Annotated in this window: 1 protein-coding gene; it reads left to right on the top strand. The window is 68.3% G+C overall.

Translation table 11 applies throughout. From position 1 onward, the window contains the following. The coding region (locus tag EN818_RS30745; protein WP_135906588.1) for a hypothetical protein at positions 1 to 284 on the top strand (284 nt) is incomplete at its 5' end. Between the last annotated feature and the right edge of the window lie 221 nt (positions 285 to 505).

Genomic DNA, 505 nt, shown 5'->3' on the forward strand with positions numbered 1-505 from the left:
AGGCGATCAGCGCTGCCGCTTCGTGCGGCGCCGGCATCAGCGTGGCGCGGCAGGGCGACCAGGTCGCGCTGCTGCGCATCACCGGCAAGACGCAGGCGCTCGAAATCCGCGCCGGCCGGGCGCTGCCGGTCAAGTTCCTGGGCAGCGCCAATGGCGCGCTTGCGCCGGCGACCCTTGCACTCCTCGTCGACCAGGTTTCGCCGATCCAGGCGGCGGCCGCTCCAGCCGCCACCTCCGCCCGGCAGGCGAGCACCAACCAGCCGCGCGCGCCACCTGCCGCATAAGGCTCGGCCGCAATGCGCGGCACTCAAACGAAAAACCTTTTCATCGCGTCGCGGTCCGGCGACGGCCGCTGGCCGTCCGTCGGTCGTGTGCGCGCAGTTCGGATATCATTCAATGCAACGCATCAAGACATTCAAGACACTGACGCGCGGTGTCTCGGCCGCGCTGTTTCTCTCGGTCCAGGTGATCATCTGCATCGGAACCGTTTTTTGGGCGGTCGCCG

Origin of the sequence: Mesorhizobium sp. M3A.F.Ca.ET.175.01.1.1 (assembly GCF_004791945.1) — a bacterium.
Taxonomy (GTDB): domain Bacteria; phylum Pseudomonadota; class Alphaproteobacteria; order Rhizobiales; family Rhizobiaceae; genus Mesorhizobium.